Genomic DNA, 13,740 nt, shown 5'->3' with positions numbered 1-13,740 from the left:
CTCTTTGCTAGCTATCAACCACATCCCGCACGCGCGACGCCAATCCCAACGCCAGCACCGCCAGCCCCAACGCCAGCCAGTAAACCGACTCATGACCAAAGCGTTCACTCATGGTGCCCTGAATGATGCCAGCGATAATCATGCCGGTGGAAATTGAGGTGGTGAACAGCGTCGTCGCCGCACCTGCGCGGCCCGGCATTAAATCCTGGAACCACAACATGCCAATTCCGGCGATGATGCCAACAAACGCGGCATTAAAAAGTTGCAGCACCATCAACGCTGTCCGCGACTGGAACATCACCAATCCGAGATAAAACACAATCGCCGCCACCAGCGCCAGCAGCATCAGGTTGCGTTTGCCGGTGCGCCGCGCGTAATGGCCGGCCAGCAGCATGATCGGAATCTCCAGCCCGGCGGCGGTGCCCATCAGCAATCCCGCCAGCTTCTCCGGCAGGCCAAGCGTGGTACTGATATACAGCGGCATATCAATGATATACATGGTGTTGCACGCCCACATGGTGACGGAGGCGATAAACAGCAACCGCACCTGACTGTCCTTCCACGGGCTCAGCTGCGTCAGCACCTCTTCAGGCGAGGCCACCACGCGCGGCACCGAGGGCAAGGTGCGCCAGATTAGCAGCATGCTTAGCAGGAAAATCCCCGCCGCCACGCAAAACAGCGTCACAAAACCGTAATTGAGCGCCAGCGCAAACGACAGCGGTGGCCCGATCACCCATGCCAACGACAGCTGCGCACGCATCACCGAGCTGAACATCACCACTTCACGCGCCGACTGATCGGCATATTCCCGCGCGAGGGCGAACACCTGCGGAATCGACACGCTGGCCAGCGCCGACAAAAACACGCCCAGCGTCACCAGCGTTAAATAGTGGCGATTGAAGGCAAACAGCAGCGCATTCAGCGTCGCCATCAGGCAGCAAAACAGAATCAGGTTGCGGCGATCGCCCTGATTATCGGAGCGTTTCGCCATCAGCAGGCTGACCACAATCCCCGCGATCGCATTGATGGTAAAGAACAAGCCGACCCAGAACGGACTTACCTGTACTTCGCGCGTCAGAAACAGGCTCAGCGTCGGCGCCTGAAGTGCACCGGCCACGCCGGTCATAAACGACACCGCCATAAACGAGAGGTAGACCGGATTGATGCGACGTTGACGCGTTAACAGCGATTTCATGCAGAAATCCCTTTGCGAATAAAAAATAGGTAGAGAAATGAGGGTAGAAGATTCTACAGCAAAACGAAAAAAGCCAGCAGATAAAGCGCTGCTGGCGGTGAAAATGCACCCTACTCAGAAAGAGGTTCCACGTCGGCGGAACCGCTGGCAGAGCGCCATTCATTGCTGAATGCCTCCCGCTCTTCCATTGCCGGGCAGTATGCCTCTAATATGAGGCAGGAAAAACTGAGCGATTCTGACAAGGAGTTCCCCTTTTATGTCCTCTTCACGTCTGCAACAGCAATTTATCCGCCTATGGCAAAGCTGTCAGGGGCAGGATCAGGAAACCACGCTCAGCGAGCTGGCCGATCTGCTGCACTGCTCGCGTCGCCATATGCGTAACCTGCTCAACGCCATGCAAAGCCAAGGCTGGCTGATTTGGCAGGCAGAAGCGGGACGCGGCAAGCGCTCAATGCTGAGTTTTTGCTACACCGGCCTGGCGCTCCAGCAGCAGCGCGCCGAGGACCTGCTGGAACAAGATCGTATCGAACAGTTAGTGCAGCTGGTGGGCGATAAAAACCAGGTGCGCCAGATGATTGCGGCACATTTAGGCCGCAGCTTCCGCCAGGGTAAACACATCCTGCGCGTGCTCTATTATCGCCCGCTGCCCAATCTGCTACCCGGTTCGCCGCTGCGCCGTTCGGAAACCCATCTGGCGCGACAAATTTTCAACGGCCTGATGCGCATAAATGAGGAAAAGGGGGAAATCGAACCCGATATCGCCCATCACTGGCAGCAAACCTCGCCGCTGCAGTGGCGTTTCTTTCTGCGCCCGGCGATTCGTTTTCATCATGGCCGTGAACTGGAAATGGCGGATGTGATTGCTTCGCTGGAGCGCGTGCGTAGCCAGCCGCTGTTTTCTCACATCAGTAAACTGGATTCGCCCGCGCCCTGGACGTTGGATATTCATCTGAACCAGCCGGACGATTGGTTGCCGTGGCTGCTGGCCAGCGTCAGCGCGATGATCCTGCCGCGCGAATGGCCCACGTTACGCCAGTTTGCCCGCCAGCCGCTTGGCACCGGTCCGTACAGCGTGGTGCGCAACCAGCAAACGCAGCTGAAAATCGCCGCCTTTGATGATTACTTTGGCTATCGCGCGCTGATTGACGATGTGTCGATTTGGGTGCTGCCGGAGATCAGCGACGAGCTGGTGTATGCCGGGGTTAAATTGCAAGGCGAAACCGCCGATGAAAAATCGGAAGAGAGTCGTCTGGAAGAAGGCTGCTACTTCCTGCTGTACGATCAGCGCTCCGAGTTGGGTCGCGATGCGCATTTCCGCCGCTGGGTAAGCTATCTGTTTAATCCCATCGCCTTACTGAATCATGCTGGCGTCGGCTATCAGCGTTACTGGTTCCCGGCTTATGGCTTGCTGCCGCGCTGGCACCATCGCCGCGATCTCACCTCCGCCGATAAACCGGCAGGCTTAACTCAGCTGACGCTGAGCTGGTACAGCCATCACGTTGAGCATGAAGGTATCGCTAACGCGCTGCGACCGCTGCTGGCGCAGCAAGGTGTTGAGCTAATTACTCGTGTCGTGAGCTACGAAGCGTGGTTCGAGGGCGAAGGTGAAAGTGATATCTGGCTTGGCAGCGTCAACTTTACCCTGCCGCTGGAGTACGCGCTTTTTGCGCAACTGTTCGAATTGCCGTTGATGCATCACTGCATACCGATTGACTGGCAAGCCGATGCCGCGCGCTGGCGGCAGAAAGCGTTACCGCTGGCGGAATGGAGCAAACAGCTGATCGACCGCGACTATCTGCATCCGCTGTTCCATCACTGGCTGCTGCTGGAAGGGCAACGCAGTATGCGCGGCGTGCGACTGAATACGCTCGGCTGGTTTGACTTCAAATCAGCCTGGTTTGCACCACCGGAGCTGTGATCCTTTCGCGCTGTCATATAAATGTCTAGAATGAGCCGTTCTCAACGGGGTGCCTTGATATCAGGGCTGAGAGAAACCCGTCGAACCTGATCCGGCTAATACCGGCGTAGGGATTTGAGATGCCTCACTCCTCAGATCCTTTGCGACTCAACATCTCTTCTCCTCAAGGAGCGCAAAGTGTTAAACAAAGTTCTGCCTGTGTTGATGCTGGTTACGGCACCGGCTTTCGCTGCTAAACCGGTTCTGACCGTTTACACCTACGATTCGTTCTCTGCCGATTGGGGCCCCGGCCCGGCGGTCAAAAAAGCCTTTGAAGCGCAGTGCGACTGCGAGCTGAAGTATGTGGCGCTGGAAGATGGCGTATCGCTGCTCAATCGAGTACGCATGGAAGGCAAAAACAGCAAAGCCGATGTGGTGCTCGGGTTAGATAACAATTTGGTTCAGGCGGCGGAGAAAACCGGCCTGTTTGCCAAAAGCAGCGTCGATACCCGCGGCTTAAAACTGCCGGACGGCTGGAACAATCAAACCTTTATCCCTTTCGATTATGGCTACTTCGCTTTCGTCTACGATAAAAACAAGCTGCAGAACCCGCCGAAAAGCCTGAAAGAGCTGGTCGAAAGCCCGGAAAAATGGCGCGTGATTTATGAAGATCCGCGCACCAGCACGCCGGGGCTTGGCCTGCTGCTGTGGATGCAAAAAGTGTATGGCGATAACGCAGCTGACGCGTGGCAGAAGCTGGCGCAAAAAACCGTTACCGTCACCAAAGGCTGGAGCGAAGCTTACGGCTTGTTCCTGAAAGGCGAAGGCGATCTGGTGTTGAGCTACACCACGTCTCCGGCTTATCACATCATCGAAGAGAAGAAAGAGAATTACGCCGCGGCCAAATTCAGCGAAGGCCACTATTTACAGGTGGAAGTCGCCGCGCAGCTCGCCAGCAGCAAACAGCCTAAGTTGGCGCAGCAGTTCATGCAGTTTATGGTTTCTCCGGCCTTCCAGCAGACCATTCCTACCGGCAACTGGATGTATCCGGTGATCAAAAGCGATCTGCCAGCCGGTTATCAAACGTTGCAGGTGCCTACGAAGGCGTTGCAATTCACGCCAGCCGAAGTCGCCGACCATCGCGCCGCGTGGATCAGCGCATGGCAACGCGCCGTTAGCCGTTAATGCCCGGCTGGTTGATTCCCGGTAGCGCCATCGCGCTGTTGCTGTGCGCGGTGGCGCTGCTGGCGTTTGGCGCCTTGGTGGTGGTCGCTCCGGCCACCGACTGGCGCGCGCTGCTCGACGACAGCTATTTGCATCATGTGCTGCTGTTCTCGTTTGAGCAGGCGCTGCTGTCGGCGCTGCTTTCGGTGCTGCCCGCGATCCTGCTGGCGCGCGCGCTCTATCGTCGCCGTTTTCCGGGACGCAATCTGTTGCTACGTCTGTGCGCCATGACGCTGGTGCTGCCGGTGCTGGTGGCGGTGTTTGGCTTGCTCAGCGTGTACGGTCGTAGCGGCTGGCTGGCACAACTGTGCACGACCATCGGCTTTGACTACCACTTTTCGCCGTATGGCCTGCAGGGCATTCTGCTGGCGCACGTCTTCTTTAACCTGCCGCTGGCGACGCGCCTGCTATTACAGGCGCTGGAGAGCATTCCCGGCGAGCAGCGCCAGGTCGCCGCCCAGCTCGGCCTGCGCGGCTGGAATCTGTTTCGCTTGCTGGAGTGGCCGTGGCTGCGCCGTCAGATTCTGCCGACGGCCGCACTGATCTTTATGCTCTGTTTCGCCAGCTTCGCCACGGTGCTGGCGCTGGGGGGCGGACCACAAGCGACCACGCTGGAACTGGCGATCTATCAGGCGCTAAATTTCGATTACGATCCGGGCCGCGCGGCGCTGCTGGCGCTGTTACAGCTCGGCTGCTGTTTGCTGTTGGTGCTATTGAGCCAGCGCTTTAGCAAAGCCATTCCCACTGGCAGCCAGAGCATTCGCGGCTGGCGCGATCCGCAGGATTCATGGCAGGCGCGCATCAGCGATACGTTGCTGATTGGCCTGGCGCTGCTGCTGCTGTTACCGCCATTGGCGGCGGTTATCGTCGATGGTTTGCGCGGCGGCGTCGCCGGTGCGCTACAACAAGCGGCGCTGTGGCAAGCCACCTTTACCTCGCTGCGTATCGCCGTGGGAGCCGGCGTGCTCTGCGTGGTGCTGACCATGATGCTGTTGTGGAGCAGCCGCGAACTGCGGCAGCGCCAGAACAGAGTCGCCGCGCAGGCGATGGAGATGAGCGGCATGCTGATTCTGGCGATGCCGGGCATTGTGCTGGCGAGCGGTTTCTTTCTGCTGTTCAACGCCACCGTTGGGCTGCCGCAGCGCGCCGATGGTTTGGTGATCTTTACTAACGCCCTGATCGCCATTCCTTATGCGATGAAAGTGCTGGAGAATCCGATGCGCGACATCAGCGCCCGTTACAGCCAGCTTTGCGCTTCACTCGGCATCTCCGGCTTCAACCGCTTGCGGCTGATTGAGCTGCGCGCGCTGAAACGCCCGATTGCTCAGGCGCTGGCGTTTGCCTGCGTGCTGTCGATTGGCGATTTCGGCGTCGTCGCGCTGTTTGGCAGCGCCGATTTCCGCACGCTGCCCTTCTATCTGTTCCAGCAGATTGGCGCCTATCGCGGTGCGGACGGTGCCGTCACCGCACTGCTGCTGCTGCTGCTCTGCTTGCTACTCTTTACTCTGATGGAAAAATTACCGGGTCGCCATGCTGACACTGAATAACCTCACTTACCTTTATCAGCATCTGCCGATGCGATTCAGTTTTGCAGCGCAAGCGGGTGAACGTCTGGCGATCCTCGGTCCGAGCGGCGCGGGGAAAAGTACCTTGCTGAGTCTGATTGGCGGCTTTTTGCCGATCAATCAAGGAACGCTGGTGATGAACGGCGTTGATCATACCCACAGCGTGCCGTCGGCGCGCCCGGTTTCCATGCTGTTTCAGGAGAACAATCTTTTTCCGCATCTGACGGTGCAGCAAAACATGGCGTTGGGTTTACATCCGGGCCTGAAACTGACGCGCGAACAGCAGCAGCAAGTGGTGGATATCGCCGAGCAAACTGGCCTGCAGGCAATGCTCACGCGTTTGCCAGGCGAGCTTTCCGGCGGCCAGCGTCAGCGCGTGGCACTGGCGCGTTGCCTGCTGCGCAATCAGCCGATTTTGCTGCTGGATGAACCCTTCTCAGCGCTGGATCCGGCGCTACGCAACGAGATGCTGCAGCTGGTTCGTTCGGTATGCGAAAGCCGCAACATCACCTTGTTGATGGTGTCGCACAGCCTGGAAGATGCTCAGCAGATTGCGCCGCGCAGTTTGGTGATCGTCGACGGGCGCATCTATTGGGATGGCAGTACAGCGAGTTTGGTGCGCGGTGAAAGTGCCGCGGCCGCCATCCTTGGCGTGACAGCGCGTTAAGCGAAGAAAACTTTCCACAGCAAGTGGCGGAAGATTGGCATCATCGGATGGAACTGGATTGCGATAAACGCGCCCAGGCCAATCGCCGCCATCAGCGGTGCCAGCCAGCGCAAACGCGATGCAGGCAGATACTTTGTCGCCCAATCCACCGTTTTACCGCTGCGCGACCAGCGCCACAGCAACCAGCCACCGATCCACAGCAGCAGCGCCACCAGCAACAGCAGCCATTTAAAGCTGCCGCCCTGCGCGGCCTGCGGTACATCAATCGCCACGCCCGCCAGAATGCCCGGCATCAAATACGCGGGCGGCCAGAGGATGCAGCCAATCAGGTTAGGCGGCAGGAATTTGCGCACCGGCAACTCCAGCATGCCCGCTGCCAGCGGAATCAGCGGACGCGTCGGGCCGACAAATCGCCCCACCAGAATGGTGAACATGCTGTGTTGATGCAGCGCATGCTCGGTTTTATCCAGCAAACCCTTGTACTTTTTCAGATATTTCCAGCGATGCAGCGGCCCCTGAAACTTCCAGCCGATGCCGTAGGAAACCCAATCGCCGATTAAACAGCCAACGAATCCGGCCGCCCACGCAGGGTAAAGACCAATTTGTCCGCTTCCGACCAGCGCCCCAAGGCTGGCCATTAATACCGTGCCCGGCAACAGCAATCCCACGAAGGCCAGCGACTCAAGGAAGGTCACCAGCGCCACAGCGATCAGCGCGTACTCCAGCGATTGCGAAAACAGGTGTTGAATCCAGGCTTCCATAAATATCCTCTGCGGAATATAGAGGCTGGATTGTCCAGAGCATACACATGGTCGTCAAGGCAAGAATTGTAGAACGATGTTGACAAAGTGGTGACAATTTCGCCTGCAGGACACTGTATAAACATCCATGTTATACTCAATGCAATTCATTCTCTGGAGTTCACGTGACCGATCCGCGCGCAGGTTTTCTGCTTACCCGACATTGGCGAGATACGCCGACCGGCAGCGAAGTGGTGCTGTGGCTGGCCACCGACAGCGGCCCGCAGCGGCTGGTGCTGCCTGCCCAGGAATCCGTGGCGTTTGTGCCTGAAGAGTTTCGCACGCCAACCGAAGCGCTGATTCGCGACGAACGTCATACGCGCCTGCAAACGCTGGAGCTGAAGGATTTCCGCCGCCGCCCGGTGTTTGGCCTCTATTGCCGCAGCAATCGCCAGCTGCAAAATCTGGAAAAGCGCCTGCGTGAAAACGGCATTCCGGTGTATGAAGCGGATATTCGGCCACCCGAACGCTATTTGATGGAGCGCTTTATCACCGCGCCGGTGTGGTTTAGCGGTGAAACACGTGGTGACAGCGTGGTCAACGCGCGTCTGAAACCGCATCCTGATTACCGTCCGCAGCTGAAATGGGTATCGCTGGATATCGAAACCACGCAGCACGGTGAGCTCTACTGCATCGGGCTGGAAGGCTGCGGTCAGCGCCAGGTTTACATGCTCGGTCCGCCCAACGGCGATGCCAGCACGCTCGATTTTGAACTGATCTATGTTGATAGCCGCCCGCAGCTGCTTGAGCAGCTCAACGCGTGGTTTGAGCGGCATGAACCGGATGTGATTATTGGCTGGAATGTAGTGCAGTTCGATCTGCGCGTACTGCAGAAACACGCCGATCGCTACGGCATTCCGCTGCGTTTAGGGCGTCAGAAGCAGGCGCTGGAGTGGCGCGAGCACGGCTTCAAACCTGGTGTGTTCTTCGCGCAGGCAACGGGCCGCTTGATTATTGATGGTATCGACGCGCTCAAATCCGCGTTTTGGGATTTCCCGTCATTCAGCCTCGAAGCGGTCTCGCGCCAGCTGCTCGGTGAAGGCAAGGCCATCAATAATCCGTGGGATCGCATGGAAGAGATCAACTGGCGCTTTGCCAACGATAAACCGGCGCTGGCGAAATATAATCTCAAGGATTGTGAGCTGGTGACGCGCATTTTCCAGCACACCGCCATCATGCCGTTCCTGCTGGAACGCGCCACGGTAAATGGTTTAGCGGTGGATCGTCACGGCGGTTCGGTGGCGGCCTTTGGTCATCTCTATATCCCGCGCATGCACCGCGCCGGTTTCGTGGCGCCGAATCTCGGCGAAGTGGCACCTGAAGCCAGCCCCGGCGGCTACGTGATGGATTCGCGGCCCGGCCTGTACGATTCGGTGCTGGTGCTGGATTACAAAAGCCTCTATCCCTCAATTATTCGCACTTTCCTCATCGATCCGGTTGGGCTGGTAGAAGGCCTGGCGCATCCGGATGACGCCGATTCCGTTCCCGGCTTCCGCAACGCGCGCTTTTCCCGCGAAACCCACTGTTTACCGGCGATTGTCGAGCAGATTTGGCAAGGGCGTGAAGCCGCCAAGCGCGACAACAACAAACCGCTGTCGCAGGCGCTGAAAATTATCATGAATGCTTTTTATGGCGTGCTCGGCACCAGCGCCTGCCGCTTCTTCGATCCGCGCCTCGCGTCATCCATCACCTTGCGCGGCCACGCCATCATGCAGCAAACGCGCGAGCTGATTGAAGCGGAAGGCTTTGATGTGATTTACGGCGATACCGATTCCACCTTCGTCTGGCTGAAAGGCGCGCACAGTGAAGCGGAGGCGACGGCGATTGGTCGTCATCTCGCTGAACAGGTTAACGGCTGGTGGCGGCAGCATCTGCATTCGACTTATGGACTGGAGAGCGCGCTGGAGCTGGAGTATGAAACGCACTTCAGCCGTTTCCTGATGCCCACCATTCGCGGTGCCGAACAGGGCAGCAAAAAGCGCTATGCCGGCATGATTCGCAGCGAGGGCGGCGAGCGGCTGGTGTTTAAAGGCCTCGAATCAGTGCGCACCGACTGGACGCCGCTGGCGCAGCAGTTCCAGCAAAATCTGTATGGCCGTATTTTCCGTGGCGAGCAGTGGCAGGATTACATTCGCGAAACGGTGGCGCAGCTGCTGAACGGTGAACTCGACGATCAGCTGGTGTATAAAAAACGCCTGCGGCGCGCGCTGAAAGATTACGAGCGCAATGTGCCGCCACATGTGCGCGCTGCGCGTCTCGCCGATGAGCAAAACCGCAAGCTGCAGCGCCCGCTGCAGTATCAAAACGGTGGCTCGATCCGCTATGTGATGGCCACGGCCGGACCGGAACCGCTCGAGGCGCGTAATACGCCCCTCGACTACGATCATTACGTCACCAAACAGCTGCAGCCGGTGGCTGACGGCATTTTGCCGTTCGTCGGTGACGACTTTGCTACACTCATTACTGGGCAGCTGGGGCTTTTTTGACAGGTGACGAATGCCTTGCCATCCAGTACCATAGCGCCCTTCCTGATTCTCACCGCACTCACAATCTGACCAAACACCCGTTTGGCGGTTGGGTATTGCCTGAGTACAGGTGAACTTCTTTATGGCATGTCAGAGAGTCGAGCAAAAAATATATGGTTTTTACACTGGGTCAGCGCTGGATTAGTGATACGGAAAGTGAACTGGGATTGGGCACGGTGGTCGCGCTCGATACGCGCATGATCACCATGCTTTTTCCGGCAACCGGCGAAAACCGCCTGTATGCCCGAAACGATTCTCCGGTCACTCGTGTGATTTTCAATCCGGGTGACACCATCACCAGCCACGAAGGCTGGCAGATGACCGTCGATGAAGTCCGCAACGAAAACGATTTAATGACTTACATCGGCACGCGTCTCGACACCGAAGAGACCGGCGTCGTCATGCGCGAAGTGATGCTGGACAGCAAGCTGGTGTTCAGCAAGCCGCAGGATCGCCTGTTCGCCGGTCAGCTCGACCGCATGGACCGCTTTGCGCTGCGTTTCCGCGCACGCAAATACCACAGCGAGCAATACCGCCTGCCGATCAGCGGCCTGCGCGGTATGCGCACCAACCTGATTCCGCATCAGCTGCACATCGCCCACGATGTCGGCCGTCGCCACGCCCCGCGTGTGCTGCTGGCGGATGAAGTGGGTTTGGGTAAAACCATTGAAGCCGGGATGATCATCCAGCAACAGCTGCTGGCCGGTCGTGCCGAGCGCGTGCTGATTGTGGTGCCGGAAACGCTGCAACATCAGTGGCTGGTGGAAATGCTGCGTCGCTTTAACCTGCGCTTTGCGCTGTTTGATGACGATCGCTACACCGAAGCGCAGCACGACAGCGACAACGCCTTTGAAACCGAGCAGCTGATTATCTGTTCACTCGATTTTGTGCGCCGTAACAAGCAGCGTCTTGAACTGCTGGCCGATGCCGAGTGGGATCTGCTGGTGGTCGATGAAGCGCACCATCTGGCATGGAGCGAAGACGCACCGAGCCGCGAATATCAGGTTATCGAGCAGCTGGCAGAGAAAACCGCTGGCGTACTGTTGCTGACTGCCACGCCAGAACAGCTGGGCTTAGAGAGCCACTTTGCGCGTCTGCGTCTGCTCGACCCAAATCGTTTCCACGATTTCGGCCAGTTTGTCGAAGAGCAGCAGCATTATCGTCCGGTGGCAGATGCGGTGAGCTCGCTGCTGGCCGACCACGCCATCAGCAAAGATGAGATGAACCTGATTAACGATCTGATCGGTGAACAGGATATCGAGCCGCTGCTGCAAGTGGCGAACAGCGATCGCGATGGCAAAGAAGACGCGCGTAAAGAGCTGGTCTCGATGCTGATGGATCGCCACGGCACCAGCCGCGTGCTGTTCCGTAACACCCGTAACGGCGTGAAGGGCTTCCCGAAACGCGAGCTGCACCAGATTCGTCTGCCGCTGCCGGCGCAGTATCAAACCGCGATTAAAGTCTCCGGCATCATGGGCACGCGCAAAAGCGCAGAAGAGCGCGCGCGTGACATGCTGTATCCCGAGCAGATTTATCAGGAATTTGAAGGCGATAGCGGTACATGGTGGAACTTCGATCCGCGCGTTGAGTGGCTGATGGGTTACCTCACCAGCAACCGCAAAGAGAAAGTGCTGGTGATCTGCGCCAAAGCCGCCACCGCGCTGCAGCTGGAGCAGGTGCTGCGTGAGCGCGAAGGCATCCGTGCCGCCGTGTTCCACGAAGGCTTGTCGATTATCGAACGCGACCGCGCAGCAGCCTTCTTCGCCTCCGAAGAGGATGGCGCGCAGGTGTTGCTGTGTTCCGAAATCGGTTCTGAAGGCCGTAACTTCCAGTTCGCCAGCCGTTTGGTGATGTTCGATTTGCCGTTCAACCCGGATCTGCTGGAGCAGCGTATCGGTCGTCTCGATCGTATCGGCCAGATGCATGACATCCAGATTCTGGTGCCGTGGCTGGAAAAAACCGCGCAGGCGGTGCTGCTGCGCTGGTATCACAAAGGGTTGGATGCGTTTGAACACACCTGCCCAACTGGCCGCGCCATTTATGACAACGAGTACAATCAGCTGATTGAATATCTTGCCGCGCCGGAAAATCCGCAGGGACTCGATGAGTTCATCAGCGCAAGCCGCAAGCAGCACGATGCGCTGAAAGCACAGCTGGAACAGGGACGCGATCGCTTACTGGAACTGAACTCCAACGGCGGTGAAGCCGCTCAGGAGCTGGCAAATGCCATCGGCGAGCAGGACAACGATACCGATCTGGTTAACTTTGCGCTGAACCTGTTCGATATCGTCGGCATCAATCAGGAAGACCGCAGCGATAGCCTGATCGTGCTGACGCCGTCCGATCACATGCTGGTGCCTGATTTCCCTGGCCTGCCGGAAGAGGGTTGCACCGTGACCTTTAACCGCAACCAGGCGCTGTCGCGCGAAGATACCCAGTTTATTACCTGGGAACATCCGCTGATCCTCAACGGCCTCGACCTGATCCTTTCGGGCGATACCGGTAGCTGTGCGCTGTCGCTGCTGAAGAACAAGGCGTTGCCGGTCGGGACGCTGCTGGTCGAGATGATCTATGTGGTTGAAGCGCAAGCGCCGAAAAGCCTGCAGCTCACCCGCTTCCTGCCGCCAACGCCGGTGCGTTTGCTGATGGATCGTGCCGGGAACAATCTGGCGGGCAAAGTAGAGTTTGAAAGCTTTAACCGTCAGCTGAATGCGGTGAATCGCCATACCGGCAGCAAGCTGGTGAATGCGGTGCAGCAAGATGTGCACGAGATTCTGACCCAGGCCGAAAAAGCGATCGTTCCGGAAGCGCAGGCGATTATCGCGGCAGCGAAAGTGGAAGCCGAAGAGAAAATCGGTGCTGAGCTGTCACGTCTCGAAGCGCTGCGCGCGGTTAACCCCAACATCCGTGATGACGAGGTTGAAGCGCTGGAAAGCAATCGCGAACAGGTATTGGAAAGCCTGGGCGATGCAGGCTGGCGTCTCGATGCGCTGCGCCTGATCGTCGTTACGCACCAATAATGTTCAGGACCGCGACATCATGCTGATGGAAGCTTACAACCCGCCGCTCGAACCCTGGCTGCATATTCTGTATCAGGACGAGCACATTATGGTGGTGAATAAACCGAGCGGGTTGCTGTCGGTGCCGGGCCGTCTCGAAGAACACAAGGATAGCGTGATGACGCGCATCCAGCGTGATTTCCCACAGGCGGAATCGGTGCACCGTCTCGATATGGCTACCAGCGGCGTGATCGTCGTGGCACTGAATAAAGCGGCTGAGCGTGAGCTCAAGCGCCAGTTCCGTGAGCGCGAGCCTTCCAAATACTATGTGGCGCGCGTGTGGGGCCATCCGGCAGCAGAAGAGGGTTTGATTGATCTGCCGCTGATTTGTGACTGGCCGAATCGGCCGAAGCAGATGGTGTGTTTCGAAAACGGCAAAGCGGCGCAGACCGAATATCATGTGCTGGAGTATGAAGCCACGAACAGTGCGCGCGTCAAGCTTAAGCCAATTACCGGACGCTCACACCAGCTGCGTGTGCATCTGCTGGCGCTGGGGCATCCGATTCTTGGCGACCGCTTTTATGCACATGATGAGGCGCTGGCGATGGCGCCGCGTTTGCAGTTGCATGCGGAGTCGCTGACGATCACCCATCCGGCGTTTGGCAATAGCATGACGTTCAGGCAGCCGGCGGAATTTTAGGGTTGGAGATGCTGCCCCTCCTCGGTCCGTGCTTGCAGTCCCCCACCTCGGTCCTCCCCCATAAATGGGGGAGGAAGATGTTGCTACATGTTAGTGATGAAGCTGCATGGGGCAGTATCTCCTTCCCCCGCTTGCGGGGGAAGGCCGGGATGGGGGACAGCAATAAAA

The 13,740-nt window shown here is 58.0% G+C and carries 9 protein-coding genes and 1 riboswitch; of the genes, 7 read left to right on the top strand and 2 right to left on the bottom strand.

Translation table 11 applies throughout. From position 1 onward, the window contains the following. Positions 1–7: 7 nt before the first annotated feature. Positions 8–1,195 carry an MFS transporter gene (locus tag K5Y32_RS17165; protein WP_222185259.1) on the bottom strand — a complete coding sequence of 396 codons (1,188 nt, stop codon included), beginning with the start codon at positions 1,193–1,195 and terminating at the stop codon, positions 8–10. A 256-nt stretch (positions 1,196–1,451) separates the two neighbouring features. On the opposite strand from K5Y32_RS17165, the gene sgrR reads away from it, so the two are divergent. The 4 genes from sgrR to thiQ all read left to right on the top strand — a co-directional run bounded on the left by sgrR (position 1,452) and on the right by thiQ (position 6,548). Beyond that, positions 1,452–3,113: an HTH-type transcriptional regulator SgrR gene (gene sgrR, locus K5Y32_RS17160; protein WP_222185258.1), complete on the top strand. Its 1,662-nt coding sequence runs from the start codon at positions 1,452–1,454 to the stop codon at positions 3,111–3,113. Between the two features lie 35 nt (positions 3,114–3,148). After that, positions 3,149–3,244, top strand: a riboswitch (TPP riboswitch). Between the two features lie 46 nt (positions 3,245–3,290). After that, on the top strand, positions 3,291–4,277 hold the full coding sequence (gene thiB / locus K5Y32_RS17155; RefSeq protein WP_222185257.1) for a thiamine ABC transporter substrate binding subunit: 987 nt from the start codon (positions 3,291–3,293) through the stop codon (positions 4,275–4,277). Beyond that, complete coding sequence (gene thiP, locus K5Y32_RS17150) at positions 4,277–5,863, top strand: thiamine/thiamine pyrophosphate ABC transporter permease ThiP (RefSeq protein WP_222185256.1); 1,587 nt, start codon at positions 4,277–4,279, stop codon at positions 5,861–5,863. Before thiB ends, thiP begins: the two co-directional genes overlap by 1 nt. Continuing rightward, on the top strand, positions 5,847–6,548 hold the full coding sequence (gene thiQ, locus K5Y32_RS17145) for a thiamine ABC transporter ATP-binding protein ThiQ (protein ID WP_222185255.1): 702 nt from the start codon (positions 5,847–5,849) through the stop codon (positions 6,546–6,548). The genes thiP and thiQ overlap by 17 nt, the downstream gene beginning before the upstream one ends. Here the strand turns inward: thiQ and K5Y32_RS17140 are convergent. Then, positions 6,545–7,309: a DedA family protein gene (locus K5Y32_RS17140; RefSeq protein WP_101762132.1), complete on the bottom strand. Its 765-nt coding sequence runs from the start codon at positions 7,307–7,309 to the stop codon at positions 6,545–6,547. The two genes, thiQ and K5Y32_RS17140, sit on opposite strands and share 4 nt — an antisense overlap. 164 nt (positions 7,310–7,473) lie before the next feature. Between K5Y32_RS17140 and polB the strand changes: the two genes are divergently transcribed. From polB to rluA, 3 genes are all read left to right on the top strand, one after another. Then, the gene (polB, locus tag K5Y32_RS17135) at positions 7,474–9,834 is read left to right on the top strand and encodes a DNA polymerase II (RefSeq protein WP_222185254.1); all 2,361 of its coding nucleotides are present in this window, start codon (positions 7,474–7,476) and stop codon (positions 9,832–9,834) included. Between the two features lie 152 nt (positions 9,835–9,986). Then, the gene (rapA, locus tag K5Y32_RS17130; RefSeq protein ID WP_222185253.1) at positions 9,987–12,893 is read left to right on the top strand and encodes an RNA polymerase-associated protein RapA; all 2,907 of its coding nucleotides are present in this window, start codon (positions 9,987–9,989) and stop codon (positions 12,891–12,893) included. A 19-nt stretch (positions 12,894–12,912) separates the two neighbouring features. Beyond that, on the top strand, positions 12,913–13,572 hold the full coding sequence (gene rluA, locus K5Y32_RS17125) for a bifunctional tRNA pseudouridine(32) synthase/23S rRNA pseudouridine(746) synthase RluA (RefSeq protein WP_222185252.1): 660 nt from the start codon (positions 12,913–12,915) through the stop codon (positions 13,570–13,572). The last annotated feature ends 168 nt before the right edge of the window (positions 13,573–13,740 follow it).

Origin of the sequence: Pantoea sp. DY-15 (assembly GCF_019795935.1) — a bacterium.
Classification (GTDB): domain Bacteria; phylum Pseudomonadota; class Gammaproteobacteria; order Enterobacterales; family Enterobacteriaceae; genus Pantoea; species Pantoea leporis.
The sequence above is the reverse complement of the archived record's forward strand: the minus strand, read 5'-3'. Positions and strand labels throughout refer to the sequence as shown.